The 26723-nt window shown below is 67.6% G+C and carries 30 protein-coding genes and 1 other RNA gene; 11 read left to right on the forward strand and 20 right to left on the reverse strand.

What is annotated here, in order from left to right; genetic code table 11:
- Positions 1-39 precede the first annotated feature (39 nt).
- Positions 40-462: a DUF1036 domain-containing protein gene (locus tag K9D25_RS09400; RefSeq protein ID WP_432207942.1), complete on the forward strand. Its 423-nt coding sequence runs from the start codon at positions 40-42 to the stop codon at positions 460-462.
- 112 nt (positions 463-574) lie between these two features.
- Here K9D25_RS09400 and K9D25_RS09405 read toward each other — a convergent pair whose 3' ends face one another.
- The 6 genes from K9D25_RS09405 to K9D25_RS09430 all read right to left on the reverse strand — a co-directional run bounded on the left by K9D25_RS09405 (position 575) and on the right by K9D25_RS09430 (position 5219).
- Positions 575-2146: a Do family serine endopeptidase gene (locus K9D25_RS09405; protein WP_244450583.1), complete on the reverse strand. Its 1572-nt coding sequence runs from the start codon at positions 2144-2146 to the stop codon at positions 575-577.
- Between the two features lie 134 nt (positions 2147-2280).
- Complete coding sequence (locus K9D25_RS09410; RefSeq protein WP_244450584.1) at positions 2281-2466, reverse strand: DUF2065 domain-containing protein; 186 nt, start codon at positions 2464-2466, stop codon at positions 2281-2283.
- Positions 2467-2478: 12 nt separating this feature from the next.
- Entirely contained in the window at positions 2479-3435 is a 957-nt protein-coding gene (gene hflC / locus K9D25_RS09415) for a protease modulator HflC (protein WP_244450585.1), read from the reverse strand.
- Entirely contained in the window at positions 3432-4574 is a 1143-nt protein-coding gene (gene hflK / locus K9D25_RS09420) for an FtsH protease activity modulator HflK (RefSeq protein ID WP_244450586.1), read from the reverse strand. The genes hflC and hflK overlap by 4 nt, the downstream gene beginning before the upstream one ends.
- Positions 4575-4755: 181 nt before the next feature.
- Positions 4756-5034, reverse strand: a complete 279-nt coding sequence (locus tag K9D25_RS09425; protein ID WP_244450587.1) for a ribbon-helix-helix domain-containing protein — start codon at positions 5032-5034, stop codon at positions 4756-4758.
- A complete protein-coding gene (locus K9D25_RS09430) occupies positions 5031-5219 on the reverse strand; it encodes a DUF4169 family protein (protein ID WP_244450588.1) in 189 nt (62 codons plus the stop codon). The genes K9D25_RS09425 and K9D25_RS09430 overlap by 4 nt, the downstream gene beginning before the upstream one ends.
- 397 nt (positions 5220-5616) lie before the next feature.
- Between K9D25_RS09430 and fumC the strand changes: the two genes are divergently transcribed.
- Positions 5617-7008 carry a class II fumarate hydratase gene (fumC, locus tag K9D25_RS09435; RefSeq protein ID WP_244450589.1) on the forward strand — a complete coding sequence of 464 codons (1392 nt, stop codon included), beginning with the start codon at positions 5617-5619 and terminating at the stop codon, positions 7006-7008.
- A 133-nt stretch (positions 7009-7141) separates the two neighbouring features.
- A complete protein-coding gene (locus tag K9D25_RS09440) occupies positions 7142-7771 on the forward strand; it encodes a Spy/CpxP family protein refolding chaperone (protein ID WP_244450590.1) in 630 nt (209 codons plus the stop codon).
- Between the two features lie 72 nt (positions 7772-7843).
- Here the strand turns inward: K9D25_RS09440 and K9D25_RS09445 are convergent, their stop codons facing one another.
- Entirely contained in the window at positions 7844-8323 is a 480-nt protein-coding gene (locus K9D25_RS09445) for a GNAT family N-acetyltransferase (RefSeq protein ID WP_244450591.1), read from the reverse strand.
- 4 nt (positions 8324-8327) lie between these two features.
- Positions 8328-9122, reverse strand: coding sequence for a thymidylate synthase (locus K9D25_RS09450; RefSeq protein ID WP_244450592.1), 795 nt, complete (start codon positions 9120-9122; stop codon positions 8328-8330).
- A 180-nt stretch (positions 9123-9302) separates the two neighbouring features.
- Here K9D25_RS09450 and K9D25_RS09455 point away from each other — a divergent pair, with 180 nt between their 5' ends.
- The 5 genes from K9D25_RS09455 (at position 9303) to K9D25_RS09475 (ending at position 12692) form a co-directional block, all read left to right on the forward strand.
- Entirely contained in the window at positions 9303-9620 is a 318-nt protein-coding gene (locus K9D25_RS09455) for a hypothetical protein (protein ID WP_244450593.1), read from the forward strand.
- A gap of 39 nt (positions 9621-9659) precedes the next feature.
- Positions 9660-10013, forward strand: a transfer-messenger RNA (tmRNA) gene (gene ssrA, locus K9D25_RS09460).
- Between the two features lie 52 nt (positions 10014-10065).
- Positions 10066-10827: an SspB family protein gene (locus K9D25_RS09465; RefSeq protein ID WP_244450594.1), complete on the forward strand. Its 762-nt coding sequence runs from the start codon at positions 10066-10068 to the stop codon at positions 10825-10827.
- Between the two features lie 60 nt (positions 10828-10887).
- Complete coding sequence (locus tag K9D25_RS09470; RefSeq protein ID WP_244450595.1) at positions 10888-12186, forward strand: flavin monoamine oxidase family protein; 1299 nt, start codon at positions 10888-10890, stop codon at positions 12184-12186.
- Positions 12183-12692 (forward strand): dihydrofolate reductase, encoded by a 510-nt coding sequence (locus K9D25_RS09475; protein ID WP_244450596.1) that lies wholly within the window; start codon positions 12183-12185, stop codon positions 12690-12692. The genes K9D25_RS09470 and K9D25_RS09475 overlap by 4 nt, the downstream gene beginning before the upstream one ends.
- 15 nt (positions 12693-12707) lie before the next feature.
- Here the strand turns inward: K9D25_RS09475 and K9D25_RS09480 are convergent, their stop codons facing one another.
- From K9D25_RS09480 to K9D25_RS09510, 7 genes are all read right to left on the reverse strand, one after another.
- The gene (locus K9D25_RS09480; RefSeq protein WP_244450597.1) at positions 12708-13334 is read right to left on the reverse strand and encodes a tetratricopeptide repeat protein; all 627 of its coding nucleotides are present in this window, start codon (positions 13332-13334) and stop codon (positions 12708-12710) included.
- Positions 13335-13431: 97 nt separating this feature from the next.
- A complete protein-coding gene (gene ykgO / locus K9D25_RS09485; RefSeq protein WP_013167868.1) occupies positions 13432-13557 on the reverse strand; it encodes a type B 50S ribosomal protein L36 in 126 nt (41 codons plus the stop codon).
- A 147-nt stretch (positions 13558-13704) separates the two neighbouring features.
- Positions 13705-14103 carry a DUF4260 domain-containing protein gene (locus K9D25_RS09490; RefSeq protein ID WP_244450598.1) on the reverse strand — a complete coding sequence of 133 codons (399 nt, stop codon included), beginning with the start codon at positions 14101-14103 and terminating at the stop codon, positions 13705-13707.
- An 18-nt stretch (positions 14104-14121) separates the two neighbouring features.
- Positions 14122-14586, reverse strand: coding sequence for a ribonuclease HI (rnhA, locus tag K9D25_RS09495; RefSeq protein WP_244450833.1), 465 nt, complete (start codon positions 14584-14586; stop codon positions 14122-14124).
- Between the two features lie 68 nt (positions 14587-14654).
- Entirely contained in the window at positions 14655-15635 is a 981-nt protein-coding gene (locus tag K9D25_RS09500) for a homoserine kinase (protein ID WP_244450599.1), read from the reverse strand.
- Between the two features lie 14 nt (positions 15636-15649).
- The gene (gene ispH / locus K9D25_RS09505; RefSeq protein WP_244450600.1) at positions 15650-16618 is read right to left on the reverse strand and encodes a 4-hydroxy-3-methylbut-2-enyl diphosphate reductase; all 969 of its coding nucleotides are present in this window, start codon (positions 16616-16618) and stop codon (positions 15650-15652) included.
- 67 nt (positions 16619-16685) lie between these two features.
- Positions 16686-17312 carry a YceI family protein gene (locus K9D25_RS09510; RefSeq protein WP_244450601.1) on the reverse strand — a complete coding sequence of 209 codons (627 nt, stop codon included), beginning with the start codon at positions 17310-17312 and terminating at the stop codon, positions 16686-16688.
- Between the two features lie 261 nt (positions 17313-17573).
- On the opposite strand from K9D25_RS09510, the gene K9D25_RS09515 reads away from it, so the two are divergent.
- The gene (locus K9D25_RS09515; protein ID WP_244450602.1) at positions 17574-18281 is read left to right on the forward strand and encodes a DUF1013 domain-containing protein; all 708 of its coding nucleotides are present in this window, start codon (positions 17574-17576) and stop codon (positions 18279-18281) included.
- A 79-nt stretch (positions 18282-18360) separates the two neighbouring features.
- Here the strand turns inward: K9D25_RS09515 and K9D25_RS09520 are convergent, their stop codons facing one another.
- Positions 18361-20289, reverse strand: coding sequence for a propionyl-CoA synthetase (locus tag K9D25_RS09520; RefSeq protein ID WP_244450603.1), 1929 nt, complete (start codon positions 20287-20289; stop codon positions 18361-18363).
- Between the two features lie 348 nt (positions 20290-20637).
- Positions 20638-20814: a YdcH family protein gene (locus tag K9D25_RS09525; protein WP_244450604.1), complete on the reverse strand. Its 177-nt coding sequence runs from the start codon at positions 20812-20814 to the stop codon at positions 20638-20640.
- A 207-nt stretch (positions 20815-21021) separates the two neighbouring features.
- Here K9D25_RS09525 and K9D25_RS09530 point away from each other — a divergent pair, with 207 nt between their 5' ends.
- Entirely contained in the window at positions 21022-21228 is a 207-nt protein-coding gene (locus K9D25_RS09530) for a YdcH family protein (RefSeq protein ID WP_244450605.1), read from the forward strand.
- 72 nt (positions 21229-21300) lie between these two features.
- Here K9D25_RS09530 and K9D25_RS09535 read toward each other — a convergent pair whose 3' ends face one another.
- Both K9D25_RS09535 and K9D25_RS09540 read right to left on the reverse strand, forming a co-directional pair.
- Positions 21301-21786, reverse strand: coding sequence for a peroxiredoxin (locus K9D25_RS09535; RefSeq protein ID WP_244450606.1), 486 nt, complete (start codon positions 21784-21786; stop codon positions 21301-21303).
- A 130-nt stretch (positions 21787-21916) separates the two neighbouring features.
- Positions 21917-22756 (reverse strand): protein-disulfide reductase DsbD domain-containing protein, encoded by an 840-nt coding sequence (locus tag K9D25_RS09540; RefSeq protein WP_244450607.1) that lies wholly within the window; start codon positions 22754-22756, stop codon positions 21917-21919.
- A gap of 135 nt (positions 22757-22891) precedes the next feature.
- Here K9D25_RS09540 and K9D25_RS09545 point away from each other — a divergent pair, with 135 nt between their 5' ends.
- Entirely contained in the window at positions 22892-23518 is a 627-nt protein-coding gene (locus K9D25_RS09545; protein WP_244450608.1) for a YqgE/AlgH family protein, read from the forward strand.
- Between the two features lie 46 nt (positions 23519-23564).
- Here the strand turns inward: K9D25_RS09545 and K9D25_RS09550 are convergent, their stop codons facing one another.
- Complete coding sequence (locus K9D25_RS09550) at positions 23565-26723, reverse strand: EAL domain-containing protein (protein ID WP_432207923.1); 3159 nt, start codon at positions 26721-26723, stop codon at positions 23565-23567.

Genomic DNA, 26723 nt, shown 5'->3' on the forward strand with positions numbered 1-26723 from the left:
GGGGCGGCTCTGCTTGCCGTGCCGCTTCTCGCCGGGCTGATGCCGGTGCCGGCGGCGGCGGATTTCCGCCTGTGCAACCGCTCCAGCAGCCGCGTCGGCATCGCGCTCGGCTACAAGGACGGCAATAGCTGGGCGACCGAGGGCTGGTGGAACATCGGCGCCAATAGCTGCGAGACGCTGCTGCGCGGCGATCTGGTGGCGCGCTTCTACTATGTCTACGCCATCGACTACGATCTCGGCGGGGAATGGTCCGGCAAGGCCTTCATGTGTACCCGTGAGAAGGAATTCACCATTCGCGGCATCCAGGACTGCCTGGCGCGCGGCTTCGACCGCACCGGCTTCTTCGAAGTGGACACCCACGAGCAGAAGAGCTGGACGGTGCAGCTGACCGAGCGCAAGCCCGCCGCCGCGGATGCCGGCTCCGGCCTGCCGCCGCCGCCCATGCCGCAGGCGCGGCCCTGAGCACGTCCCTTCCCCCTCTCATTGACCTGTCCTAACGACAACACCCCGGAGCGGGCTCCGGGGTGTTGTGTCTCGCGGATGGAAAGGGGTGAGGCGACCTTGGCCGCGCGTGTCACTCGATCGGCAGGGCAGTGAAGCGGATCTGGCCTTCGGGGTCGGCCACCATCAGCAGCGCCGAACGCCGGCCTTCCTTCTTTAGCGCGGCGAGGCGCTTCTCGACATCGCCGGGGGTGAGCGTCGCTTCCTGATTGACCTCGACGATGAGATGGCCCGGCGCGATGCCACGCTCGGCCGCCACCGAGCCGGGCTCCACCGTCATCACCACGACGCCCTTGAGCTCGTCCTTGATCTTGAAGCGGGTGCGCAGTTCCGGCGTCATCTCGGCCATCTCGACGCCCATCAGCTTGAGCGTGGCGACCGGTGGCGGCGCTTCCGGCTTCTTCTCCGGGGCGACGGCGGCGCTGGGGGAGGGCGTGCCTTCGTCGAGCCGGCCGACGGTGAGCTTGACCGTCTCCTGCTGGCCCTTGCGGATCACGACGACATCGACCTGCTTGTCCACCGGCGTGTCGGCGACGATGATCGGCAAGGAGCGCATGTCCTTCACCTCCTTGCCGTCGAAGGTGATGACCACGTCGCCCGCCTTGAGCCCGCCCTTGGCGGCGGGTCCGTCCTCGGTCACCGAGCCGATCAGCGCGCCGCGCACCCGGTCGAGCGAGAGGCTCTCGGCGATCTCCGGCGTCACCTGTTGGATGCGCACCCCGATCCAGCCGCGCCGGGTTTCGCCGAACTCCTTGAGCTGGGCGATGATCGGGATGGCGGTGTTGGAGGGCACGGCGAAGCCGATGCCGATGGAGCCGCCCGACGGCGAGATGATGGCGGTATTGATGCCGATCACATCGCCTTCCATGTTGAACAGCGGTCCGCCGGAATTGCCGCGGTTGATGGCGGCGTCGGTCTGCAGAAAGTTATCGTAGGGGCCGGAGTTGATGTCGCGGTTGCGGGCGGAGATGACGCCGACCGTGAGCGTGCCGCCGAGGCCGAACGGGTTGCCGATCGCCATGACCCAGTCGCCGACACGCAGAATGTCGGAATTACCGAACTTCACCGCCTTCAGCGGTTTGCCGGCCTCGGGCGTCACCTTCAGCAGCGCGAGGTCGATCTTGGTGTCGCGGCCGACGATCTCCGCCTTCAGCTTCGAACCGTCGGCGAAATTGGCGTAGACCTCGTCGGCATCGGCGATGACGTGGTTGTTGGTAACAATATAGCCGCTGGCGTCGATGACGAAGCCGGAGCCAAGCGAGGAGACGCGACGCGGGCCCTGGCCCTCGCCCTGCTGCTGCCGGCGCTTGAAGAACTCCTCGAAGAACTCCTCGAAAGGCGAGCCCGGCGGCAGTTCCGGCGTCGGCACGCTGCGCGAGGGGGCGACGGTCTGCGAGGTGGAGATGTTGACCACCGCGTCCATGATCTGGGCGGCGGTGTCGGCCACCGTGTCGGGACCCTTGGTCGCCGCCGCACGGCCCGGCTGCGGGAACAGGGTTACCGAAGCGGCGAGGCCGATGGCAAGGAGCGCGGCGCCGAGCCGGCGCGCCACGGAGAGCCGTGGGGCAGGAACGGGGGGGCGGCAGCAAGCGGGAAGAGCGGGGGCGGAACGGGCAAGGCCGAGGCCCTCAAGGCAGTTGGTCATGAAGCCTCCTTGACGCCGCCACGCGGAGCCGGGCGGCACGGCCCCTCATCCATTGGCCGTTCGCCCGACGCTACAAGCCGCAAGGCGCGATGCAAGCCAAAAGAGCGCGAGGCGGGGCACGGAGCCCCGCCTCGTTAGCCTCGGATAATCCACACAAGGGCAAGACCCAGAACGGCCCCGATGAGGCCGGCCACGCGCAAGGGCGAGTCGGACAATTGCGCGATGGCTTCGGCGGAGCGGCGCACCGCCGCCGGAGCGACGGCAAGCGCCAAACCTTCGATGACCAGCACAAGGCCGAGCGCGACGATGAAATCATACATCGTCGCGTCGCGTCAGTTCGCCGGCGCCAACGGCGCCGCCGGAACCGCCGGAGCGGGTTGAGCCGCCGCCGGCGCGGCCGGCGTGCCGAGAACCGCATCGGCGCGGGCGGTGGGATTGCTGAAGAAGCGGAAGAACTCCGAATCCGGCGCCAGCAGCATCCGCGTGTCCGAGCCCTTCAGCGAGGCCTCATAGGCCTGCATCGACCGGTAGAAGTCGAAGAAGGCCCGGTCCTGATTATAGGCCTGCGCGAAGATCTCGTTGCGCTCGGCCTCGCCCTCACCGCGCAGCTGGTCGGCGGTGGCGTTGGCCTCGGCGACGATGATCGTCGAGTCGCGATCGGCGCGGGAGCGGATGGTCTGCGCCGCCTCGCCGCCCTGCGCGCGGATTTCCGCCGCCTCGCGCTGGCGCTCGGTCTGCATGCGCTGGAACACAGCCTGGCTGTTGGCCTCCGGCAGATCGGCACGACGGATGCGGACATCGATGACATCGATGCCGAAGCCGGTAGCCTCGCGGTTCACCTGGTTGCGAATGCGCGCCATCAGATCTTCGCGCTGGTCGCGCACCACCTGGGTGAAGGTGGATTCGCCGAGCACACGGCGCAGCGACGAGTTGAGGATGGTGGCGAGGCGGGAATTGGCCGCCTCGACACTGCCGACCGACTGGTAGAAGCGCAGCGGATTGACGATGCGGTAGCGGGCGAAGGCATCCACCACCAGACGCTTCTGGTCGGCCGCGATCACCTCCTGAGAGGGGTTTTCGAGGTCGAGGATGCGCTTGTCGATGAAGATGACGCTGTCGATCATCGGGATCTTGGCGTGCAGGCCCGGCTCCTCGATGACCCGGATGGGTTCACCGAGGCGCAGAACGAGCGCCTGCTGGGTCTGGTAGACGCTGAACAGGGCCGAGAACAGGCCGATGAGCACGGCGACGACGGCGATCGCCAGAATGAGGCCGAGGCTGTTCCTCATTTCGCGGCTCCCTGAGCGGGGGTGCTGCCGGTGAGCGGCGCGAGAGGCAAATAGGGCACGACGCCGGACGAGCCGCCGGCCGCAGGATCAATGATCACCTTGTCCATTCCGCCGAATACGCGTTCCATGGTTTCGAGATAGAGGCGCTGGCGTGTGACCTCGGGCGCCTTCTGATATTCGCCGAGCACGCTCAGGAAGCGCGCCGCCTGGCCTCGCGCCTCGATGATCGCCCGCTCCTTGTAGCCTTCAGCGCCCTGGGTGATGCGCGCGGCGTCACCACGGGCTTCCGGCACCACGCGGTTGGCGTAGGCCTGAGCCTCGTTCTGCAGACGCTCCGCATCGGCGCGGGCGGCCTGCACGTCACGGAAGGCGTCGATGACCTGCGAGGGCGGATCGACCTTCTGCAACTGAACCTGGGTGATGAGAACGCCGGCGCGGTAGCCGTCCAGCGTGCGCTGCATCAGCTCCTGCACCGCCGTTTCGATGTTCTGGCGGGCGCCGGTGAGGATGGGCTGGATGTTGGTGCGGCCGACCACCTCGCGCATGGCGCTTTCCGCCACGGCCTTGATGGTGCCTTCCGGGTTCTGGACGTTGAACAGGAAGTTGGCGGCGCCGACATCCTCGGTGGAACCGGGCGCGGCGGGCTTCACCATCCAGAACACGGCGAAATCGACATCGACGATGTTCTCGTCGCCGGTGAGCATCAGGCTCTCTTCCGACACGTCGCGCTGCACGGAACCGCGGCGCGGGTCATCTCCGGTGCGGATGCCGATATCGATGCGGTTGACGCGGGTGACCTGGGGGGTCAGCACCGTCTCGATGGGGTAGGGGAGGTGGTAGTTGAGGCCGGGATTGGTTGTGCCGACGAATTTGCCGAAGCGCAGCACCACGCCCTGCTCGTCCGGCTCAACACGGTAGAAGCCCGACAGCAGCCAGGCGACGATGGCGAGCGCCACCAGAACCACGATGCCCTTGCCGGTGCCGAAACCGCCGGGAATGGCGGTCCGCAGCTTTTCCTGTCCGCGACGGATCAGATCTTCAAGATCGGGAGAACTCGGCCCCGGCGATTGCGGACCAGTGCCCCAAGGGCCGCGCGGACCATTCCCCCATGGCCCGCCGCTCTGGTTCTTCCATGACATTCCGCGCCCACTCCGTTTGCGCGCCCGGCTTGTCCGGGCTCGCAAGCGCAGAACCGGCAGACGCCACCGTGCAAGAAAACCCGCGCCTCGCCGCCATAACGGCGTGACGAGGCGGTTATAGGTGACGAGGCATCAGGTTACAACGCGCCCGCCACCTGCCGATATGGGAACGGCTTCGGGTTTACGCAACGGTAGAGCGCAAGGAACCGTTTCGCTCCGACGCTTCGGTCGGTTCGCGGCTGGAGGAGGGGCTGCGGTAATGCGCCAATACGTAGAGGCGGATCGCCGACGACAGGTTGCCCTGATTGCGGCCCGAATCGATCGAGGCCACGATCTCCGACAAGGTGCTGCGCCGGTTGGCCGCGATCTCCTTGAGGGCGTCCCAAAACTGATCTTCCAGACTGACGCTGGTCTTGTGCCCGGCAATCACGATGGACCGCTTAACCACGGGACTCTTCATGTCTCGTCCTCTCGAATGCGCCTATGCCCTTCAAGCATTTTTTCCTGCTTTCGTTCTTCGGCCGCTTCCAGCTCACGCTGGTACTTTGGGCGGCCGAACTCCAAACGCCGGGCAGCGGCGGTTTGTTCCGCAGTCATTCGCGCCATCCGTTTGCGGTGACGGTTGAGATTCACAAGGTCGCCCACGGGCGCCGGCCTCCGTTCAAAAGGCGCGCAGAATCTACGCAACATGCTGCATTAGTCTTCTCATAATATCGATGAAAATGGCGTTTTCCAAGAATTTGCGGCGTTCAGGTACCCGGCGGCAGGCGCCATGAAGGCAGCCTAAAACCGTTGCAGGTAGTCCGTTGACGACTCGCCAGCCGACTTCTCTGCGGTAAAATGGTGGTGGTGGCATGGGTTCCATAGGGGTCGCCGAAGGGGTAGGCATCACGTATTTGTGATCGTACCCGGTGGAACCTTGCGTGGGCCTGTCATGGAACCTGCGGCTGATTTCGCCGCCGCACGACGCATGCTAAACCGGCGCCGAGCCGCGACGCCCGCATGGACGGGCCCTCAGACGCACCCCGAAAGGCTTTGACCGATGAGCAATACCCGCATCGAAACCGACACGTTTGGGCCCATCGAGGTGGAGGCCGACAAATACTGGGGCGCGCAGGCGCAGCGGTCGCTCGGCAATTTCAAGATTGGCTGGGAGAAGCAGCCGCTGCCGGTGATCCGTGCGCTTGGCATCGTCAAGCGGGCGGCGGCGGAAACCAATATGGCGCTCGGCCGTCTCGATCCCACGCTCGGCGCCGCGATCATCGCTGCCGCGCAGGAGGTGATCGACGGCAAGCTGGACGCTCATTTTCCGCTGGTGGTCTGGCAGACGGGGTCGGGCACCCAGTCCAACATGAACGCCAATGAGGTGATCTCGAACCGGGCCATCGAGATGATGGGCGGGGAGAAGGGTTCCAAGAAACCCGTCCACCCCAATGACCACGTCAATATGAGCCAGTCGTCCAACGACACCTACCCGACCGCCATGCATGTCGCCTGCGCGGAGGAGATTTCGCGCCGGCTGCTGCCGGCCCTGCGCACGCTGCATGCCGCGCTGGCTGAGAAGTCGGCGCAGTGGCAGCACATCATCAAGATCGGCCGCACCCACACCCAGGACGCGACGCCGCTCACGCTTGGACAGGAATTCTCCGGCTACGCCCATCAGGTGGAGAACGGCATCGCCCGCATCGAATCGACGCTGCCGGCGCTGATGCAGCTCGCGCAGGGCGGCACGGCGGTGGGTACCGGGCTGAACGCGCCGGTGGGCTTCGCCGAGAAGGTGGCCGAGCACATCGCCGCCATCACCGGCCTGCCCTTCACTACGGCGCCGAACAAATTCGAGGCGCTGGCGGCGCATGACGCCATGGTGTTCTCGCACGGGGCGATCAACACGGTGGCGGTGTCGCTGTTCAAGATCGCCAACGACATCCGCTTTCTCGGTTCCGGCCCGCGCTCCGGCCTTGGCGAACTGGCGCTGCCGGAGAACGAGCCCGGCTCGTCGATCATGCCCGGCAAGGTGAACCCCACCCAGTGCGAAGCGCTCACCCAGGTCTGCGTGCAGATTTTCGGCAACAATGCCGCGCTGAGCTTCGCCGGCAGCCAGGGTCATTTCGAGCTGAACGTCTACAACCCCGTCATGGCCTATAATTTCCTGCAGTCGGTGCGCCTCATGTCCGATGCCGCGCTGAGCTTCACCGAGCACTGCGTCGTCGGCATCGTGCCGCGCGAAGACAACATCAAGGCGGCGCTGGAGCGCTCGCTCATGCTGGTCACCGCGCTGGCGCCGAAGATCGGCTACGACAACGCGGCCAAGATCGCCAAGACGGCGCATAAGAACGGCACCACACTGCGCGAAGAAGCGGTGGGTGGTGGTTATGTCACCAACGAAGAATTCGACGCTGTTGTGCGTCCGGAGAAGATGATCTCGCCGGGTTAATGACTATTCATGAACCTGAACGTTCGTTCAGCTTCGTTTCTGAACGTAACATTGGGTTTATTACCGAAGTTTCATTTGAAACGCTTGGTCTCATCAGCCAGCATCGGCCTCACCTTCACAGGAGATGAGGCCGATGAAACGCACGATCATTGCCGCTACCGCCGCCGCCCTTCTCGCGGGTGTCACCTTTGGAGTGGCGGCGCCAAAGCCGGGCATGGGCGAGCATCCACGCCCGAGCCCGGAGCAGATGGCCGAATTCGCCGGCGCCATGAGCGATGCACGCATCGCTGCGCTCAAGGCCGGGCTGCGGCTGAACGCCGAGCAGGAGAAGCTCTGGCCGGCGCTGGAGACCGCGCTGCAGGACGCCGCCAAGGAGCGCGCCGCGCACTGGGCTGAACGCCGCGCCGCGCGAGAGGCGATGCCTAGGGGTGAGCGTCCCGATGTCATCGAGCGGCTGCGCGCGCAGGCCGACGGGATGATCGGCCGGGGCGAAACCATGAAGAAGGTCGCCGATGCCGCCGCGCCGCTCTATGACGCGCTCGACGGTTCCCAGCAGCGCCGCTTCGCCATTCTGTTCAAGCAGATCGAACATCCGCGCATGGCCGACGGCCGCCACGGGCCGGGTCATGAACGCGGCCCCGGGCCGCATCGCTTCGGTCCCGGCGGCGAGGGTCCGGATGGCCCGATGCCGCACCGCTTGCCGCCCGGCCCGATGGACCACGGCCCGGATGGGCCGGACGGGCCGGACGGCGAGCCGCTCTGACGCGAACGCAGCGTCGTGAAGAATAGCTGCCGCCGGCCTCGCGCCGGCGGCATTTTCTCGGGCAGGGCCCGCTCAGCCCTGCGCCAGCCGTTCCAGCGCTTCGCCGGTGACGCGCTGCATGGTCCAGGCATCGAGCGGCACCGCGCCAACCGAACGGTAGAAGCGGATGGCGGGCTCATTCCAGTCGAGCACGTTCCACTCGAAGCGCCCGAGCCCCTCGTCGAGGCAGCGCCGGGCAAGCCGGCGCATCAGCGCCCGCGCGATGCCGCGCCCGCGAAAGGCGGGGCGGACATAGATATCCTCAAGGAAGATTCCTTGCCGCCCGCGAAAGGTGGAGAAGGTGTAGTAGTAGAGCGCGAAGCCCGCTGGCGCCCCCTCCCATTCCGCGATGTCGCAGAACACGCGCGGCTGCGGGCCGAACAGCTCACGGGCGAAATCCGCTTCCGTCGCCTCCACTTCGTGCCGCAGCTTCTCGTAATCGGCGAGCTCGCAGACGAAGGCGTGGATCAGCGCGGCATCGTCGGGCCGCGCGGGCCGCAGGGAGAGGGGCATATGTCTACACCGCCACAGGCGCCTTGATCGCGGGATGGGGATCATAGCCTTCGATGGCGATGTCCTCGAAGCGGAAGGCGAACAGGTCGGTCACGTCAGGATTCAGCTTCAGCCGTGGCAGCGGGCGCGGCGCGCGGGAGAGCTGTTCGTGCACCTGGTCGAGATGGTTGAGATAGATGTGGGCATCGCCGAAGGTGTGGACGAAATCGCCCGGCTGCAGCCCCGTCACTTGCGCCACCATGTGGGTGAGCAGCGCATAGGAGGCGATGTTGAAGGGCACGCCGAGGAAGATATCCGCCGAGCGCTGGTAAAGCTGGCAGGAGAGCTTGCCGTCCAGCACATAGAACTGAAACAGGCAGTGGCAGGGCGGCAGCGCCATGGCCGGCACGTCCGCCGGGTTCCAGGCCGAGACGATGAGCCGGCGCGAATCGGGATTGCGACGGATATCGGCGACAACCTGCGCGATCTGGTCGATCACGCCGCCGCGCCCATCCGGCCAGGAGCGCCATTGATGGCCATAGACCGGGCCGAGATCGCCCCTGTCATCGGCCCACTCATCCCAGATCGAAACGCCGTTCGCCTTGAGATAGGCGATGTTGGTGTCGCCGGCCAGAAACCACAGCAATTCGTGGATGATGGAACGCAGATGCAGCTTCTTGGTAGTGACGAGCGGAAAGCCCTCGGCGAGGTCGAAACGCATCTGGTGGCCGAAAACGGAAAGCGTGCCCGTACCGGTGCGGTCGTCCTTGCGCACGCCCTCGCGCAGCACCCGTTCCAGAAGCTCGTGATAATTCCGCATCGCTGTTCGTCCCGGAGCCTTCCTGCCCACCCCATATAACATGAGCCTGCTTGCGCCCATCCGCGAGGCCCTATTCGCCCTCGTCATCCCCAGCGGGGGCGCCCGGTGGCGGGAAGCGGTAACGGGGAACATTCCGCCCACGCTGGACTTGTCTCCAGCGGACATTTGAGGGAGGAAACCATGACCAAGAGCACCGACACGCTCCATACCGAACTGCACCGCCTGCGCATGCATCTGAACCTGCTGGAGAAGGATGCCACGCATCCGCTCGACTTCACGGTGGAGCATTCGCACACGGCCCCGGCTCTGGTGCTGCGCGAGGGGCAGGCGCTGCGCAGCGCCCATTCCGAACTGCGGCTGGACTATGAGATGCTGCGTCAGGTCCTGATGGACGCGCTGCGCACCGAGATTGCCGCCCGCGAGGAGAAATTGCTCGGCAGTAATGGCGGCAATCGCCCGATCGAGCATCTGCAGTTCGGCGACCAGACCGAGGCGTGAGGCGCCGGCCGGGGACGCGGGGCGGGGAGTTTCGCCTGCCCCCTTCCAACCGGCAGGACGAACGCCTATATTCGGATTGCCGGCGCAAGCCGGCTATGGCGATAAACGGACACCGTAATAAACTCTTCGGACCCGGGGGCAGTACCCGGCGCCTCCACCGGAGCCCATCGGCAAGTGGGTTGCGGCGGGGGCGAAACAGGATCGACGAGAGCGTAAAGGGTCTTCTTTCGCCCGGCATGGTACCGCCGTCATCGGACCAAACATATAGTTGCCAACGACAACTATGCTCCGGTTGCTCAGGCCGCGTGAGCGGTTTGATCTACGGAAAATAAGTCCAAACGGGTAGCACCGTGAGGCGGGGTTCGCAGGCACCTGGCAACAGAAGCCTGCACTTCCTTCTCACGTCCTACTGGCAGTCAGGACTGGAATCGGGTTCATTGCGAGCATGAGCGTCGATCTGATCCGATATGACCTGCTGGTGCAGGATGCGTTGCGCGGCGTCGTTGGCCGCGTCCTTACCGATGTCGCCCGCGACGGCTTGCCCGGCGAGCACCATCTTTATCTCTCCTTCGACACGCGCGCGGCCGGGGTGCGGATTTCGCCGCGGCTGAAGGAGCGTTATCCCGAAGAGATGACGATCGTTCTTCAGCATCAGTTCTGGGACCTGATCGTCACCGACCAGTTCTTCGAAGTCGGCCTGTCCTTCAATGGCATTCCCGAGCGCCTGCATGTGCCCTATGCGGCGCTGAAGGGCTTTTTCGACCCTTCGGTCAAGTTTGGGCTGCAGTTCGAAACGGCGGAGGAAGACGGCGTGGGCGAGACGCCGGCCGAGCCGACGGCCGTGGCGCCCACCCCGATCGGCGAGGGCCGTCCCACCTCCGTTCCCTCGACCCGCCCCCCCACACGCGCCGCCGAGCCGGTGAAGCTGGAAACGGCCGCCGCGCCCCCTGCTGCGCCGGCGCCCGCTGCGGCTGCCGAGGGCAAGGCTGCCGCGAAGCCGGCCACTGTCGCTCCGGCCGCCGTCCGGCCGGCCGAGGCGAAGCCCGCCGGGGGGAAGCCTTCCGACGTCAAAGCTGTGGACGGCAAACCGGCCGATGCACCGCCGTCCGACGACAAGGGCGCTCCGCCTGCCGATGGCGACGACCCCAAGGATGGCGGCTCGGGCGGCGCGCAGGTCGTGCGGCTCGATGCGTTCCGCAAGAAGTGATGAGGCCGCCGGCACGTCGGCGGCGCTAAGTTCTCTCCTTTCCCGACATCGGACCTGACCGTGACCGCTCAGCATGAGGTGATCGTCATCGGCGCCGGCGCGGCCGGCTTGGCTGCTGGCGCGCGGCTGGCGCAGGCGGGGGCGGATGTGGTGGTGCTGGAGGCGGCTGCGCGCACGGGCGGGCGGGCCTTCACCGACACCGCGACCTTCGGCGTGGCCTGGGATCGCGGCTGCCACTGGCTGCATTCCGCTTCGGTCAATCCGTTGCGGGCGGCGGCGGACGAACTCGGCCTCGCCTACTTCGTGCGCGGTAACCGCAAGGCGCGCGCCACTCATCTCGGCGACCATTGGGCCGATGAGGTGGAGTGTGAGACCATCTGGGACGCCATCCAGGCCAGTTACGCCGCCATCCACAGGGCGGGCGAGGAGGGGCGCGATGTCGCCGCCAGCGCGGTTCTCGGCGAGCTGACGCTGCCGCCGGAGGGGGCGCGGCTCGCCCGGCACTGGCTGACCCTGCTTTCGGCCGCCGAGCCGGAGCGGCTGTCGACCCTCGACTACGCCGCCTATGCCGATACGGGCGAAAACTATCCGGTCGAGAAGGGCTATGGCGCGTTGGTGCAGGCGCTCGCCGCCCGGGAGGCGCCGGACCTGCCCATCGTCACCGGCTGCGCGGTTTCGACCGTCGATTGGTCGGGGCAGGGGGTGCGGCTTACCACCTCGCGCGGCACGCTCACAGCCCGCCTCGTCATCGTCGCGGTGCCGACCTCGGTGATCGCGCGCGGCGGGCTCGCCTTCGCGCCGCTGCTGCCGCCCGATCTTGCCGAGGCCTTCGAGGCGCTGCCGCTGGGCGCGGCGGAAAAGGTCGCCTTCCTGTTCGACCGCGATGTCTTCGGCGCCGAGCCCACCAGCTATATCGACACGCTGGATCGGCGCGACCCGGCGCGCAAGCCGGTGAATTTCACGCTCAGCCCGTTCGGCCACCCCATGGCCATCGCCCAGCTCGGCGGGGCGAATGCAGCGGCGCTGGTGACGGCCGGGCCGGCGGCGATGCGCGACTTCGCCCTCGCGGCATTGAAGGACGCGTTCGGCACGGACATCGAAAAACATGTCGCCGGCGTCGCCACGACGGGCTGGGTGGCCGATCCCCTGATCGGCGGCGGCTATAGCTGCGCCCTGCCGGGCTTCGCCCATGTCCGCGCGCGGCTGACGCAGACGCTGACGCACCCGCTCGGGGACCGTCTTCTGTTCGCCGGCGAGGCCTCCTCGCCCCACGCCTATTCCACCGCGCATGGCGCGCACCAGACCGGCCTCGTGGCGGCGGACACCGCCCTGGCGCGGCTGCGCGGGAGGGCTGCATGACCGTTCTCACCCTGGTTGCCGCCGTGGCAGAGAATGGCGTGATCGGGCGCGGCGAGGCGCTGCCCTGGCACATATCGGGCGATCTCAAGCGCTTTCGGGCGATCACCTGGGGCAAGCCGATCCTGATGGGGCGGCGGACCTTCGAATCCATCGGCAAGCCACTGCCGGGGCGCACCAGCCTCGTCATCACCCGCGACACCGGCTTCCGGCCGCCGGAGGGCGTGCTGGTCGTCTCCTCGCTCGGTGCCGCGCTGGAGCGCGGGGCGCAGGAAGCGTTGCGGCTCGGCGTCGATGAGATGGCGGTGGTCGGCGGCGCGCAGATCTACGCACAGGCCTTTCCCCATGCCGCGCGGCTGCGCCTCACCGAGGTGCATGGCAAGCCCGAGGGCGACGTGCATTTCCCCGCCTTCGCGCGCGAGCAGTGGCGCGAGACCGGCCGCGAAGGGCCGATCCAGGGGGAGAAGGACGAGTTCGCCTTCAGCTTCGTGGATTACGAGCGGGCCTGAGCCGGCCGTCCGGCGTCAGATCGGCCGGCCCTCGACCTTGATCGCCAGTTCCTTCTCCATATCCACCATCGCGTCGAGATGGGGGTAGATGGCGAGTGCCCGGCGGGCGGCTTCCAGCGCACGCTTGTCGTCGCCGATTTCCTTGCAGATGATGGCGATGCCCGCCCAGGCGCCGTAATGGCGGGGCTCGCGCGCGACGACCTGGCGCAGATCGACCAGCGCGTCGGAATAGTCCTCCCGCAGGAAGAAGATGGTGGCGCGCTTGTTCCAGGCTTCGAGATAATCCGGCTCGATGCGCAGCAGGCCGTCGAGCAATTCCACCGCGAGGTCGAACTGCTTCGCCTGTGTCGCCTGCGAGGCGCGGGCCATCAGCAGGTCGGCGGTGTCGCTGCCGGAAGGGGTGAGCGCCACATCGATGCGGGCGGCGATTTCCTTGGCCGATTCGTCGTCCGGCGCCGCCTTCAGCGCGGCGAACAGCGCGTCGAGCCGCTTGGCGCGGTCGGGCTCCACCGGCTTGACCGCCGGCGCGGCAGCCTCGGGCCGCTCCGCCTGGGGCAGGGGGGCCGTCTCGGCCAACGCGCTGGGCGTGAAGGCACCGAGTGGGGCGGCGGCAAGGATCAGGGCAGCAAAAAGGGCGCGCATGTCTCCATGTTAGGAGTCACGGCGCCCTTGAGCAATATTGTCCGCTACAGGCCGCGAAATCGTGAACGCGGCCGGCCGAAGGCCCTGCGGCCCTCGCTCAGCCCTGGCGGGCCTTGAAGCGCTTCTGGGTCTTGTTGATGATGTAGACGCGGCCCTTGCGGCGCACCAGACGGTTGTCGCGGTGACGGCCGAGCAGCGACTTGAGCGAGTTACGGATCTTCATGACACTAACCTTCGGATCGACAGCGCCTGCGCATGAGACGGCGCCCTATGGCCGCGCCCCGATCCGCCAGCAGAAATTGAGGCCCGGCTGATAGCGGAGCGGAGGGGGCCTTGTCAATCCAACAGGCCCCTTACGCCCCAGCCTTCCTCAGTTTCGGCCGAGACGGCCGAGATGGGTGTGGCCGAAACCGGCGCTGTATTTGAGCCCATAGCCGAGCAGCCGGTCGAGCCCGATATGGGCGGTCCAGATCAGGGCGAGGGCGCCGGCGAGCGGGGCACTGAACCCATAGGCGAGGGCGCCGAGCAGTGCCGGGCCGACATAGGTGTGGCCGGCATTGTAGACGAAGGCCCCCGCGCGTGGCCCGGCGAGATAGCCCAGCATCGACAGGTCCGGCGCCAGAATCAGCGCCGCGAACAGCCACCAGCTGGCGTCGAGCGCGGCATAGGCCGCCAGAGCGGCGGCGAAGACGGCGAGGCCCTCGGCGCGCAACAGCGCGGCAGGGGCGCCCGTCACCGCGCCTGAAGATGCCTCACGTTCCGTCGTCATGGCGTTAGGCCGTCCGGTTCAGTAGCCGCCCCGCGCGGCCTTGTAGGGTGCCATGCCGGCGCGGGCGAGTTCGTCGGCGCGCTCGTTCATCTCGTCGCCGGCATGGCCCTTGACCCAGTGCCAGCGAATCTCGTGCCGGGCGATGGCGGCTTCAAGGCGTTCCCACAGGTCGACATTCTTCACCGGCTTCTTGTCGGCGGTGCGCCAGCCATTGCGCTTCCAGCCGGCGATCCACTTGGTGATGCCGTTGCGCATATATTCGCTGTCGGTGTGCAGATCGACCGTGCAGGGACGCTTCAGCGCCTCCAGCGCCGAGATCGCCGCCATCAGCTCCATGCGGTTATTGGTGGTGGGGGATTCGCCCCCGGAAAGTTCCTTCTCCGAACCGGCATAGCGCAGGATGGCGCCCCAGCCGCCGGGGCCGGGATTGCCGGAGCAGGCGCCGTCGGTCCAGATGGCGACGATGCCCTTGGGGGCTTCCATGGGAGCCTCCTTGGGAGCTTCCTTGGCCGTGTCGTCGGCGAAGATGCGGGCGGTGCCGGGAGCGGTCTTCACGCGGCGTCGCCTTCCAGCACGCCATAGTCGCGCGGGCTGGTCACCGAGCGGTGAAAGCGCAGCTTGCGCAGATATTCCAGCGGGTCGTGCGGGCGCACCAGCGCGCCGGGCGGCACGTTCAGCCAGTCGACCAGGCGGGTAAGCAGGAAGCGCAGCGCGGCGCCGCGCGCCAGCAGCGGCAAGGCGGCGATCTCGTCAGACCCGAGCGGCCGCTCGGCCTGATAGGCGGCGAGCAGGGCGCGACCCTTGGTCTGGTTGAAGGCGCCGTCCGGCTCGAAGCACCAGGCGTTGAGGCAGATGGCGACGTCATAGGCGAGAAGGTCGTTGCAGCCGAAATAGAAGTCGATCAGCCCCGACAGCCGCCCGTCGGTGAAGAACACATTGTCCGGGAACAGATCGGCATGGATGACGCCGCCGGGCAGGCCGGTCGGCCAGCGCGCTTCCAGCACGGCGAGTTCATCGGCGATGAGGGCGGAGAGCCCCGGCGCCACGGTGTCCGCCCGCTCGCCCGCCTGCTCGTAGAGCGGACGCCAGCCGGCGACCGAGAGCGCATTGGCGCGGTGGAAGGCGGTGAAGTCGGCGCCGGCCTTGTGCAGCCCGGCCAAGGCGGCGCCGAGCGCGGCGCAATGGGCGACGCCGGGACGGCGCACCGAGGTGCCGACGAGGAATGTGGCGATCAGCGCCGGCCGTCCCGCCAGCCGGCCGAGCGCCACGCCCTCGCGGTTGCGCACCGGCTGCGGGCAGTCGATGCCGCGCGTCGCCAGATGCTCCATCAGCCCGACGAAGAAGGGCAGGTCCGCCGGGTTCACCCGCTTCTCATAAAGCGTGAGGATGAAGCTGCCCGCTTCGGTCTGCAGCAGATAGTTGGAATTCTCCACCCCTTCGGCGATGCCCTTGAAGGCCCGCAGGCGGCCGATGTCATAGGTGGCGAGGAAGGCTTCGAGCTCTTCCGGGGAAACGTCGGTGTAAACGGCCATGGGACGGGTCGAGCCTATTCGGCAGCATCGGAGCGGAGCTGCCGGGGCAGCGGGAAGAATACGTCCTCATGGGCGTTGTGCACCGTCTCCACCGCCAGCGTGTAGCGTTCGGCGAAGGCGTCGAGGATTTCCTCGACCAGCACTTCCGGGGCGGAGGCGCCGGCGCTGACGCCGAGCGAGGTGATGGCGCCGAAGCGCTCCCAGTCGATCTCGCTCGCCCGCTGCACCAGTGCCGCGTGGCGGCAGCCGGCGCGCTCGGCGGCCTCTCTCAGGCGCTGGGAGTTGGACGAGTTGGGGGCGCCGACGACGATCATCGCGTCCACCTCGGGCGCGACGCGCTTGACCGCTTCCTGCCGGTTGGTGGTGGCGTAGCAGATGTCTTCCTTGTGCGGCGCCACCATGGCGGGGAAGCGCTCGCGCAATATGGCGACGATCTCGGCGGTGTCGTCGATGGAGAGCGTGGTCTGGGTGGTGAAGGCGAGATTGCCGGGGTCGCGGGGCTGAAACAGCCGCGCCTGCTCGGCGGTCTCCACCAGCGACACCGCGCCCTCGGGCAGCTGGCCCATGGTGCCGATCACCTCGGGGTGGCCGGCATGGCCGATGAGCACGACCTCGCGGCCGCGCTTGTAATGGACGGTGGCCTCGCGGTGCACCTTGGTCACCAGCGGGCAAGTCGCGTCGATGGCGAAGAAGTTGCGCCGGGCGGCATCCTCGGGCACCGAGCGGGCGACGCCATGGGCGGAGAAAATGACCGGGGCGGCGGTGCCGGCGGGCACTTCGTCGAGCTCCTCGACAAAGACCGCGCCCTTCGCCTTGAGCCCTTCCACCACATATTTGTTGTGCACGATCTCGTGGCGCACATAGACCGGCGGGCCGTACATCTCCAGCGCCCGCTCCACCGCGTCGATGGCGCGCACCACCCCGGCGCAGAAACCGCGCGGGGCACAGAGTAGGACGCGGAGAACAGGTTTTTCGGCGGTCATCGCAGGGTCCAGCGGGGCCTCGCCACCGTCATGGGTGCCGAGGCCCGCGCTGTCAAGCGCGGCCCGGTCAGGGCTGCTTGATGAAGGCGGCGACGATATCGAGCGCCACCTCGTCGGAGATGGCCGGCACGCCATAGCCGAGGCCGAAATCGCTGCGCTTGATCTCGGTGGTGCCGGTGAAACCGATATTCTCCACCTTGGTCATCGGGTTGATGCCGGCACCGAAGAAGCTGACATCCATGGTGACCGGCTTGGTCACGCCGTGCAGCGTCAGCTCGCCCTCGATGGTGGCGTCGCTGCCCTCGACCGTGATCTTCGAGGATTTGAAGGTCGCGGTGGGGAATTTCGCCGTGTCGAAGAGGTCCGGGCTGGCGAGATGGGTGGCGAACTCTTCCGAGGTGACGCGCAGCCCCGCCATCGGGATGGTGACTTCCAGCTTCGCCTCGTCCGGCTTGCTGGGATCGAGCACCAGCGTGCCGGCGGAAGCGCCGAACATGCCGGCGAGCGGCGTGATGCCCATGTGGTCGACCGTCCAGACGATCTGGGTGTGGTCGGGATCGACGGTGTAAGTGCCGCCGCTGATGCGGGACACGTCGTCCGTGCCCGGCATTTCGCGCGCGGCTTCCTGCGCGAAGGCGCCGGTGACGGCGGTGAGGAGGAGGGTGGCGGCGGTGAGAAGTCGAACAGGCTTCATCGCGTCATCCTTATTTGTGGGGGGCGCGGACGCTAGCAGCGGGGGAATGCAACCGCCACCCCATGCGCTGCGTCTTTGGATTTGCAGGACGGCGCGCGCGGGCTTATATTCACGCCATCCCGGTCATCGCGAGACGGTCCGAGGCTCCGCCCCTCCGGGTGGTGGGCGCGGGGAGACTTTTGCGCGGCCGAAGACCCGAAATCTGCACGCCGGCTCGGTTTCACCGCCCGCCCGGCGCCTCACTGGATGGAGCTGCGTCCCATGGCGAACGCCCCCCTGATGCCGAAGGCCACCGCCGTGTGGCTGGTCGAGAATACCGCCCTGACCTTCGACCAGATCGCGGACTTTTGTAAGCTGCACGTGCTGGAAGTGAAGGGCATCGCCGATGGCGAGGTGGCGCAGGGCATCAAGGGCAGCGATCCGATCACCACGGGCCAGCTCGCCCGCGAGGAAATCGAGCGCGCGGAGAAGAACCCGCATCACCGGCTGAAGCTGCTCGAGTCCAAGGTGCGCCTCCCCGAGCCCAAGCGCCGCCGCGGCCCGCGCTACACCCCGGTGTCGAAGCGCCAGGACCGCCCGAACGCCATTCTCTGGCTGCTGCGCAACCATCCGGAGCTGAAGGACAGCCAGATCATGCGTCTGGTGGGCACGACCAAGACGACCATCGAGTCGATCAAGGAGCGCACCCACTGGAACGCGGCACATCTGACGCCGATGGACCCGGTGACGCTCGGCCTGTGCTCGCAGATCGACCTCGACATCGAGGTGCAGCGCTCCTCCAAGGACCGTCCCGCCTCGGTGGCGCCGGTCGGCGACGAGACGACGCTGCTGCCGGTCGACCTGTCGATCGGCGACGGGCCGGAGCCCTTCGTGCCCGCCCGCAAGCCGCGCGAGGAGGCGATCGACCTCGAAACCGTGTTCGCCAAGCTCGGCGGCTCGCGCAAGAGCGAGGCCGACGACGAGGAGTGAGCCGCCTTTGCGGGTAGCCGCCTGAACGAGAAAAGCCCGGGGCGCCGCCGCCCCGGGCTTTTTCATGCGTCGTTGGGACTCAGGCGGCCGTCACCTTGGCGAGGCCTCGCGCGCCGAGCGCGGCGGCGATTTCGTCCAGCGCGGCGGGATCGTCGATAGTGGCGGGCATGTTCCACGGCTCGGCGTCGGCGATCTTCTTCATCGTGCCGCGCAGGATCTTGCCCGAGCGTGTCTTCGGCAACCGGTTGACGGTGATGGCGAGGCGGAACGCCGCCACCGGGCCGATACGCTCGCGCACCAGCGCCACGATCTCGGCCTCGATATCGGCCGGCGAGCGCGCCACGCCCGCCTTCAGCACCACGAAGCCGCAAGGCACCTCGCCCTTCAGCTCGTCATGAATGCCGATGACGGCGCATTCCGCGACATCGGGATGGGCGGCCAGCACTTCCTCCATGCCGCCGGTGGAGAGGCGGTGGCCGGCGACATTGATGATGTCGTCGGTGCGGCCCATGATGAAGAGTTGGCCATTGGCATCGGTGAAGCCGGCATCCGCCGTCTTGTAATAGCCGGGGAAGTCGACGAGATAGCTCTCGCGGAAGCGCTCATCCTGCCGCCACAGCGTCGGCAGGCAGCCGGGCGGCAGCGGCAGCTTGATGGCGATGGAGCCCATGCGGTCGGGCCCGACCGGGTGGCCGCCTTCATCGAGAATATCCACCTGATAGCCCGGCATCGGCACGCCGGTGGAGCCGACGCGGATCGGCAGGGCGCCGAGGCCGACCGGATTGCCGGCGATCGCCCAGCCCGTCTCCGTCTGCCACCAGTGGTCGACCACGGGAACGCCGAGCCGGGCCTTGGCCCATTCCACCGTATCGGGGTCGGCGCGTTCGCCCGCGAGGAACAGGGTCCGTAGGCTGGAGCGGTCATAGGCGCCCATCAGCCGGCCTTCCGGGTCTTCCTTCTTGATCGCACGCAGGGCGGTGGGCGCGGTGAACAGCGCTGCGACCTTGTACTGTTCGATCACCCGCCAGAACGCGCCGGCGTCCGGCGTGCCGACCGGCTTGCCCTCATAAAGCACCGTGGTGCAGCCGGTGAGCAGGGGGGCATAGATGATGTAGGAATGGCCGACCACCCAGCCGATATCCGAGGCCGACCAATAGACCTCGCCCGGCCGCACATCATAGAGCCCTTCCATCGACCAGCGCAGCGCCACCATGTAGCCGCCGCTGTCGCGCACCACGCCCTTCGGCTTGCCGGTCGTGCCCGAGGTGTAGAGGATGTAGAGCGGGTCGGTCGCCTCGACAGGCACGCACTCCGCCCGCGTGCCGGCGGTGCGCGCCTGCGCGCAGCGCGTCGCCCAGTCATGATCGCGGCCGGCGACCAGCTTGGCCTCGACCTGCGGCCGCTGGAAGATGAGGCAGGTTTCCGGCCGGTGCTTCGCCATGGTCAGGGCAAGGTCCAGCAGCGGCTTGTAGTTGACGATCCGTGAAGGCTCGATGCCGCAGGAGGCGGACAGCACGACCTTGGGCTGGGCGTCCTCGATCCGGCTGGCGAGTTCGGCGGCAGCAAAGCCGCCGAACACCACGGAATGCACCGCGCCGATGCGGGCGCAGGCCAGCATGGCGAATACGGCCTCCGGGATCATCGGCATGTAGATGACGACGCGGTCTCCCTTGCCGACCCCGAGTTCGCGCAGCACGCCGGCGAGCAGGCTCACCTCGTCCTTCAACTCGGCATAGGTCACGCGGCGCTGCGCGCCGGCCACCGGGCTGTCATAGAAAATCGCCGCCTGGTCGCCGCGCCCGCCTTCCGCGTGACGGTCGACCGCATTATGGCAGACATTGGTGGTCCAGCCGGGGAACCAGCGGCCGTAAATGCCGAGCGCGGGATCGAAGACGCGCGCGCCTTCCTCTATCCAGTCGATGGCACGGGCGGCCTCGCGCCAGAAGCCCTCGGGATCAGCGATGGAGCGGCCATGGACGGACGGGTAGCGGCTGGCGGCAGCGGACATGCGGGCGTCTCCCAGAGCAGATTCCTGTCGAGCAGGTTTTTGTTGCTGCGAGATTTCGCCTTTCGCGCCCGTCTGGCAAGACGCTGAAATGCTTACGCCCTTCGTCGAGGGCCTAACGCGCGCGTGCCCGCGCTGGTCGCGTCCGCGCGGGCACGCAAGCAGTTCGCCAGCGGTAAAGCCGGCGACCGCGTCGTCATGTCAAGTAAAGGGATGCGCCGGGACGACGCCCCGGCGCCGAGGCGACATGGCAGGCATGGACCGCAGATACAGCGATCACCGTTCTCAGACACGCGGCCTGGAGCGGCGGTCGTCCGTGCTGTGCTGTGTCACGCGAGTGGGGTGAGGGCCTTAATGTACTGTACCGCTCTTGCAGCGGGCGATTTCGTCCTTGAGGAGCAGCTTGCGCCGCTTGAGATCGGCGATGCGGGTAGCGTCGGTCGCGGGGCGGGTCGTCTCTTCCCGCAACTGCTTTTCAAGTGCCTGATGGCGACGTTCCAACTCGGCAACATGCGACTGCATGGTCATGGACAGTATCTCCTGTCTTCCGATGCGAACGTCATCAGTCTGTCACGAGAGCGAGGGGCTGTCGACGAAAGGATGTGCTGCACCGCAGCGCGGTCGCTCACAGTGTCGGGAGCCGGCGGTTGCGGCGGGCCGCAGGGGCGGCGATACTCGTGCCCGACCTCGGCCGTGCCGGGGATGAGTCGGGTTCGGGTCGGGCGTTTGACACAAATGACGGCGGAAGAGGAACGCGAGCTCCTGGCTGTTCTGGAGCGCTTGCGGCAGGAACACCGTGATCTGGATGTCGCGATCCAGGCGCTGCAGGACATGCCGGGCAGCGACCAGCTCCAGCTGGCGCGGTTCAAGAAGCGCAAGCTGCAGCTGCGCGACCGCATCGGCTATATCGAGGACCAGATCTGCCCCGACATCATCGCCTGACCGGCGGTGGTCTCGACCCTCGCGGGAAATTCCGGCGCGGGCGTGCCCGGCCGGAATCCCGTCTTCAACGGCTCAGAACTGGGTGAGCAGCACGTCGGCGTTGGTCTTGTCGGCCTTGCTCGGCACGTCCTCGACATTGAGGATCATGACCTCGCCGTCATCGACCAGCATGGAATAGCGCTTGGAGCGCACGCCGAGGCCCGCCGCCGCCGCGTCGAAGTCGAGGCCGATGGCCTTGGCGAATTCGGCATTGCCATCCGACAGGAACACGATCTTGCCGCCGGCATTGGAGGCCTTCTCCCACGCCGCCATGACGAAGGGATCGTTCACGGCAGTGACGGCGATGGTGCTGACGCCCTTGGCGAGAATCTCTTCCGCGCGGGCGATGAAGCTCGGCAGGTGGTTCTTGTGGCAGGTGGGCGTGAAGGCGCCGGGAACGGCGAACAGCACGACCTTCTTGTTCTTGAAGATCTCGTCGGTGCTCTTCGGCACCGGGCCGTCCTCGGTGGCCACCCGGAAGGTAACGCTGGGGAGCTGATCGCCAACCTTGATCGTCATGGAAACGTCCTTTCATAGGGCGGGAAGGGGTGGGAACGGACCCGCCGAAGCGCCGCGCCGAACCGGCTGCCGTAGGGGCCGGTTCGGTCGGTCGGTACCATAGCGATTTCCCGCGAGGCGGGAAGCCGGTTCAGTGTGCGGAAAGCGGCGCGTCCACCTGGATCGCCCGGTCGCCATCCACAAGCGTGAAGCGAAGCTTGGCGGTGGCGACATCCGCGCCCTTCGGCACGCCATCGACCGGGAGCGTGAAGACGGTGCGCCCATCCGGGCTGGTCTCACGCACCGGCAGCGGCAGCGCCCAGTCCTCGTTCGGCCCTTCGACGAAGAGATCGGCGGTGGCGGCATTGCCGACATCGGCGACGATGCGGATGGCGGGCGTCTCCGCGCTACGCTCAAGCTCAGCGGTGGCGATGCCGGGCTCGCCCTTTTCGCCGAGGGGAGCTGGGCGCGGCACGCGGGCGAGGGCCTGGGCCAGCGCGGCGGAAGGCGTGCCCGCGCCGCCGGGCGGCAAAGCGAGATCGAGCGCGGCATTGGCCGGCTGGCAGATCTTGCCGCACACGGCGAAATCAAGATTGAGCTTCAGCTCGACCGGCTGCGCGCGGTCCTTCGGCGTGATCCGCAGCGGCAGCACCACATCATGCTTGTAGCCGATGGAGTAGGAGCCGCCATCGTCGAACCGCGCCGGGGCCGGCCACAGCACCTCCACCGCCTCGACATTCTGCGAGCCGGTCCAGTCGAAATGCGGCGGCACGCCGCTGTCGCCGGGATAGCGCCAATAGGTCTTGAGGCCGGGCGGCAGGCGGATTTCGACGCCGCCCAGCAGCGCGTCGCCCTGCGTTCCGCCCGCGATAAGTCGCGCCGCCGTGCCTTCCGGGGCCGACCAGGAGGACATGTCGCCGGCATGCGCCGGCACCGCGACGGGCACGAGCGCAAGCGAGCACAGAGCGAGGGAACACAGACGAGACAGCATGGTCTTGGCGATAGCCTCTCCGCTCCCCGTGGGGAAGTCGTGCGAGGCGCACTTTCGTGTGAGGCCGTACCCGCCGTCGCTGAGCGGTGAACGGGTGGGCTTGAAAATGCCCCGGCGGGGATTAGGCTTCCCTCTATGTGGATCGGACGCGAGCGCCCCCGGAAGCCCGACCCCCTCGATGGCGGGACCTTCCTCGACGGACAGATGCTGGTCGCCATGCCCGGCATGCGCGACGAGCGCTTCGCGCGGTCGGTGATCTATCTGTGCGCCCATTCCCCGGAAGGGGCGATGGGCATCGTCGTCAACCAGCCGGCGGCCCATGTGAACTTTCCCGATCTGCTGGTGCAGCTCGATGTCATTCCGAAGGATGAGCGCATTCACCTGCCGCAGAGCGCCGGCGGTGTGAAGGTGCTGCGCGGCGGGCCGGTGGAAACCGGACGCGGCTTCGTGCTGCACAGCGCCGATTTCTTCATTCAGGATTCCACCCTGCCGATCGACGATGGCATCTGCCTGACGGCCACGCTCGACATTTTGCGGGCGATGGCGGCCGGCAGCGGGCCGGCCTTCGCCATGCTGGCGCTCGGCTATGCCGGATGGGCGCCGGGACAGCTGGAGAACGAGATCCAGCAGAATGGCTGGCTGCATTGCCCGGCCGATCCGGCGCTGGTGTTCGAGGCCGAGGCTGGCGCGAAATATGATCTCGCCTTGCGCAAGATCGGCATCGATCCGGGCATGCTGTCCGCTGAGGCTGGCCACGCCTGAGGTGGCGCGCGGTTCGCCGCGCCACGCGTTTTCCGAAGGATCGGCGTCAGGAATTCGGCGTCTGTGTCGGCGCCGCAGCTGTCGTTGCGGCGGCGGGACGCGCGGCCACGGGGGCCGGCGCGGCACCCGCGGGCGCCGATGCGGGCGTCGCTTCCGCAGCGGTCGGCCGGGCGGCGCGCTGCGCGGCCTCGGCGGCACTGGCGGGCCGGGTGGCGGCCGAGGGAACCGTCGGCGGGGTCGCGGCCGCGCGCGCACCGCGGGAGAGCTGGCGGCCGCGCTCCAGCAGCGAGGTCGGGGGCTGTTCCGGCTGCAGGCGCTTGCGCGCTTCATCGGCGGTCATCGCCTCGCCGAAGAACCGTCCCTGGCCATAGCGGCAGCCGAGCTTGCCGAGCGCCGCGGCGACCTGCTCGGTCTCGACGCCCTGGGCGATGATGTCCATGCCGAGATCGTGCGCCATGTTGACGATGGTGCGCAGGATGATGGGGCGCTGCGCCTTGTTGCCGCTGCGGCCCAGCGCCTTGGTGAAGGTGCGGTCCACCTTGATGCTGTCAAAGGGGAAACGCTGGAGATAGGCCAGCGCCGAATAGCCGGAGCCGAAATCCTCCAGTGTCAGCCCGGCGTCGAGCTCGCGCATCCGCGTGAGGATCTGCGAGGTGTATTCCGGGTTCTCCATCGCCAGCGATTCCGACAGTTCCAGCTTCAGCGTGCCGGGCGCGACGACATTGCGGGCCAGCACCGCCTTCAGATCCTGCAGCAAATCGTGCCGCAGCATCTGGCGGGAGGAGATGTTGACGCAGATGAAGATCGGCTCGCCGCGCAGCGTGCGCTGCCACACGCCAAGCTGTCGGGCGGCGGTGTCGAGCACGAACAAGCCGAGATCGACGATGAGCCCTGAATCCTCGGCGAGACCGAGGAAATCGTCGGGCGTCAGCGTGCCCAGCGTCGGGTGCTGCCAGCGCATCATCGATTCGAAGCCGGCGATGCGCCGCGTCGTGAGATCGACGATGGGCTGGTAGAGCACGCTGATCTCGCCGCGCTGCAGGGCCTGGCGCAGGTCCTGCTCCATGCTCAGTCGGTCGAGCTTCTGCGTCCGCATGTTGGGCCGGAACACCTCGATGCGGTCGCCGCCGACGCGCTTGGCGAAATACATCGCCAGTTCGGCGTCCTTGAGCGTTTCCACCGGGGTCCGCTTCTGGCCGTCGGCCAGCAACAGGCCGATGGAGGCGGTGATGAAGATTTCGCGGTCGCCGAAGGTGATGGGCGCGCGCAGCGTGCGGCGCAGCGTGTCGGCGAAGGCGGTGATGCGCTCGGGATCGCGTTCTGACAGCAGGATCAGCGCGAAATGATCGCTGCCGAGACGGGCCAGCGTGTCCTGCTGTTTGACGAGCCGCATCAGGCGCCGGGCGACGGTGAGCAGAATGGAATCGCCCGCCGGCATGCCGAGCGTGGCGTTCACCTGCTTGAAGCGGTCAAGGTCGATCAGCAGGACCGTCGGCCGGATCTGGTCGTCGCTGCGGGCGAGGCCGTTGGCGGCGGCGATGCGGTCGAGGAACAGTTCGCGATTGGGCAGGCCGGTCAGGTTGTCATGCACCGCATCATGCAGCATCCGCTCCTCGGCGGTGCGGCTGTCGGTGACATCGGAGAGCGTGCCGATGCAGCGCACCACCTCGCCATCGGTGCCGACCACCGGGCGGGCGCGCAGGTTGAACCAGAGATAGTGGCCGTCATGCGCACGCAGGCGGAAATCCTGGTCGATGCGCCCGCGCCGCTGGTCGAGCAGCCCGTCCAGCGTGGCGCGGAAACGGTCGCGATCGCCCGGGTGGATGATGTCGAGCCAGCCGGCGGCCTCGGTCTCCAGCGTGCCCTGCTTGAGGCCCAGCATGTGCTCGGCCTCCGGGCTGACATGGATCCGGTCGGTGTCGACATCCCAGTCCCAGACGATGTCGCCCGAGCCCGCCACGGCGAGCGCCCGGCGCTCCAGCTCCTGGGCGCTGCCGGCCACCGAGCCGATGCCGGCAAAGGCGTGCTGCATGACAGTGAAGCCGATCAGCATCACGATCAGCACCAGACCGCCGAGCAGCGCGGGGGCGACGAGATCGTTGCCGATGCGCCCGGACACCGCCATGCCGGCGGTGATGACCCACACGACGAGCAGAAGCAGGGTGGGGATGATGAGCACGGCGCGGTCGTAGCGGTGCAGCGCCAGCCACACCACCACGCCGAAGCCCATGAAGGAGACGACGAGCAGCGAGGGCCGGGCAATGCCCGCCGCGGCGGAGGGGTCGAGCAAGGCGAGGCCGACAATGGCGGCGAGAAACACCAGCCAGCCGGCGGTGACATGGGCGTAGCGCACATGCCAGCGATTGAGGTTGAGATAAGCGAACAGGAACACCACCAGCGTCGCGGCGAGGATCGCCTCGCCGGCCGCGCGCCAGAATTGCTGCGCCAGCGGCGAGATGCCGAACACTTTCGACCAGAAGCCGAAATCGAGGCCGATATAGCCCAGCACCGCCCAGGCCAGCGCCGCCGCCGCCGGGAACATGGCGCTGCCCTTCACCACGAACAGGATGGTGAGAAACAGGGCGAGCAGGCCGGCAATGCCGATGACGATGCCATTATAGAGGGTGAAGCTGTTGACCTTGTCCTTGTAAGCCTCCGGCTCCCAGAGATAGAGCTGCGGCAGCCCGCCATCGCCGAGTTCCGCCACCAGCGTCACCGTGGTGCCGGGGTCGAGGGTGAGGAAGAACACGTCGGCGTCCGGCGCGTTCTGCAGTTCGGGCCGGAAGCCCTGGCTGGTGGTGACGTTGAGGATGCGGCGATTGCCGAGATCCGGCCAAAGCACGCCCGAACCGACCATGCGGTAATGCGGGGCGACGATCAGCCGGTCGACCTGCTCGTCGGTGTTGTTGGCGAGGGCGAAGACCGCCCATTTGCTGCCATGCGGCCCCGGCACCACCGAGCGCACCTCGATGCGGCGGACGATGCCGTCGGCGCCGGGTACGGTGGAGACCTGCAGCCGGTCATTGTCGCTGGTGCGCCGCTCGATGGCGGGGGCGAGGTCGATCACCGGGGCATCGAGCCGGATCGCTACCGCCTCCAGCGCGCGGGCGGGCGGCGCCCCCAGCGTGAGCATCGCCACCAGCACTGCCGCCACCACCGCGAACGCCCGGACGAGATCCGGCCGGCGGGAGAGAAAACGCGGCAT

The sequence above is a fragment of the Ancylobacter polymorphus genome (assembly GCF_022836935.1).
Lineage (GTDB): Bacteria > Pseudomonadota > Alphaproteobacteria > Rhizobiales > Xanthobacteraceae > Ancylobacter > Ancylobacter polymorphus_A.

What these genes read in the sequence shown, in the direction of transcription:
- K9D25_RS09400 (WP_432207942.1), top strand. Translation starts at nt 40, where the DNA reads ATGCCGGTGCCGGCGGCGGCGGATTTCCGCCTGTGCAACCGCTCCAGC.
- K9D25_RS09405 (WP_244450583.1), bottom strand. Translation starts at nt 2,146, where the DNA reads ATGACCAACTGCCTTGAGGGCCTCGGCCTTGCCCGTTCCGCCCCCGCT.
- K9D25_RS09410 (WP_244450584.1), bottom strand. Translation starts at nt 2,466, where the DNA reads ATGTATGATTTCATCGTCGCGCTCGGCCTTGTGCTGGTCATCGAAGGT.
- hflC (WP_244450585.1), bottom strand. Translation starts at nt 3,435, where the DNA reads ATGAGGAACAGCCTCGGCCTCATTCTGGCGATCGCCGTCGTCGCCGTG.
- hflK (WP_244450586.1), bottom strand. Translation starts at nt 4,574, where the DNA reads ATGTCATGGAAGAACCAGAGCGGCGGGCCATGGGGGAATGGTCCGCGC.
- K9D25_RS09425 (WP_244450587.1), bottom strand. Translation starts at nt 5,034, where the DNA reads ATGAAGAGTCCCGTGGTTAAGCGGTCCATCGTGATTGCCGGGCACAAG.
- fumC (WP_244450589.1), top strand. Translation starts at nt 5,617, where the DNA reads ATGAGCAATACCCGCATCGAAACCGACACGTTTGGGCCCATCGAGGTG.
- K9D25_RS09440 (WP_244450590.1), top strand. Translation starts at nt 7,142, where the DNA reads ATGAAACGCACGATCATTGCCGCTACCGCCGCCGCCCTTCTCGCGGGT.
- K9D25_RS09445 (WP_244450591.1), bottom strand. Translation starts at nt 8,323, where the DNA reads ATGCCCCTCTCCCTGCGGCCCGCGCGGCCCGACGATGCCGCGCTGATC.
- K9D25_RS09450 (WP_244450592.1), bottom strand. Translation starts at nt 9,122, where the DNA reads ATGCGGAATTATCACGAGCTTCTGGAACGGGTGCTGCGCGAGGGCGTG.
- K9D25_RS09455 (WP_244450593.1), top strand. Translation starts at nt 9,303, where the DNA reads ATGACCAAGAGCACCGACACGCTCCATACCGAACTGCACCGCCTGCGC.
- K9D25_RS09465 (WP_244450594.1), top strand. Translation starts at nt 10,066, where the DNA reads ATGAGCGTCGATCTGATCCGATATGACCTGCTGGTGCAGGATGCGTTG.
- K9D25_RS09475 (WP_244450596.1), top strand. Translation starts at nt 12,183, where the DNA reads ATGACCGTTCTCACCCTGGTTGCCGCCGTGGCAGAGAATGGCGTGATC.
- K9D25_RS09480 (WP_244450597.1), bottom strand. Translation starts at nt 13,334, where the DNA reads ATGCGCGCCCTTTTTGCTGCCCTGATCCTTGCCGCCGCCCCACTCGGT.
- ykgO (WP_013167868.1), bottom strand. Translation starts at nt 13,557, where the DNA reads ATGAAGATCCGTAACTCGCTCAAGTCGCTGCTCGGCCGTCACCGCGAC.
- K9D25_RS09490 (WP_244450598.1), bottom strand. Translation starts at nt 14,103, where the DNA reads ATGACGACGGAACGTGAGGCATCTTCAGGCGCGGTGACGGGCGCCCCT.
- rnhA (WP_244450833.1), bottom strand. Translation starts at nt 14,586, where the DNA reads ATGGAAGCCCCCAAGGGCATCGTCGCCATCTGGACCGACGGCGCCTGC.
- K9D25_RS09500 (WP_244450599.1), bottom strand. Translation starts at nt 15,635, where the DNA reads ATGGCCGTTTACACCGACGTTTCCCCGGAAGAGCTCGAAGCCTTCCTC.
- ispH (WP_244450600.1), bottom strand. Translation starts at nt 16,618, where the DNA reads ATGACCGCCGAAAAACCTGTTCTCCGCGTCCTACTCTGTGCCCCGCGC.
- K9D25_RS09510 (WP_244450601.1), bottom strand. Translation starts at nt 17,312, where the DNA reads ATGAAGCCTGTTCGACTTCTCACCGCCGCCACCCTCCTCCTCACCGCC.
- K9D25_RS09515 (WP_244450602.1), top strand. Translation starts at nt 17,574, where the DNA reads ATGGCGAACGCCCCCCTGATGCCGAAGGCCACCGCCGTGTGGCTGGTC.
- K9D25_RS09520 (WP_244450603.1), bottom strand. Translation starts at nt 20,289, where the DNA reads ATGTCCGCTGCCGCCAGCCGCTACCCGTCCGTCCATGGCCGCTCCATC.
- K9D25_RS09525 (WP_244450604.1), bottom strand. Translation starts at nt 20,814, where the DNA reads ATGACCATGCAGTCGCATGTTGCCGAGTTGGAACGTCGCCATCAGGCA.
- K9D25_RS09530 (WP_244450605.1), top strand. Translation starts at nt 21,022, where the DNA reads ATGACGGCGGAAGAGGAACGCGAGCTCCTGGCTGTTCTGGAGCGCTTG.
- K9D25_RS09535 (WP_244450606.1), bottom strand. Translation starts at nt 21,786, where the DNA reads ATGACGATCAAGGTTGGCGATCAGCTCCCCAGCGTTACCTTCCGGGTG.
- K9D25_RS09540 (WP_244450607.1), bottom strand. Translation starts at nt 22,756, where the DNA reads ATGCTGTCTCGTCTGTGTTCCCTCGCTCTGTGCTCGCTTGCGCTCGTG.
- K9D25_RS09545 (WP_244450608.1), top strand. Translation starts at nt 22,892, where the DNA reads ATGTGGATCGGACGCGAGCGCCCCCGGAAGCCCGACCCCCTCGATGGC.
- K9D25_RS09550 (WP_432207923.1), bottom strand. Translation starts at nt 26,723, where the DNA reads ATGCCGCGTTTTCTCTCCCGCCGGCCGGATCTCGTCCGGGCGTTCGCG.